1 pseudogene is annotated in these 278 nt (G+C 69.8%); it reads left to right on the top strand.

Features of this window, described 5'->3' with window-relative positions:
- A pseudogene (locus TW83_RS21480) lies at positions 1 to 242 on the top strand (tricarboxylate transporter); the annotation flags it as partial.
- Positions 243 to 278 lie beyond the last annotated feature (36 nt).

The raw sequence follows: 278 nt of genomic DNA, 5'->3' as shown, positions 1-278 counted from the left end.
AGCCCGCGATGCTGCCCGGCGGCACGCCCGAGAACATCGTGCAGGCCTATCGCGACGCATTCGCCGCCGCGGTCCAGGATCCGGAGCTGATCGCCAGCTCGGGCGAGGTGCTGGGCGATTATGACCAGGCCGTGGGCGACGAGGTCGTCGATCTTTACAAGGTCGCGACCACCATCGACCCCGAGGCCCGCGAATGGGTCCGCACCTATCTGAGCGAGAACCACAGCGTGATGCTGGACTGACCTGACCCGCGGGGGGGGCGCGCGCCACGCGGGGCC

The sequence above is a fragment of the Paracoccus sp. S4493 genome, assembly GCF_000967735.1.
In the GTDB taxonomy this organism is placed as follows: Bacteria; Pseudomonadota; Alphaproteobacteria; order Rhodobacterales; family Rhodobacteraceae; genus Paracoccus; species Paracoccus marcusii.
Note: the sequence above shows the minus strand (reverse complement) of the source record. Positions and strands in the feature narration are given on the sequence as shown.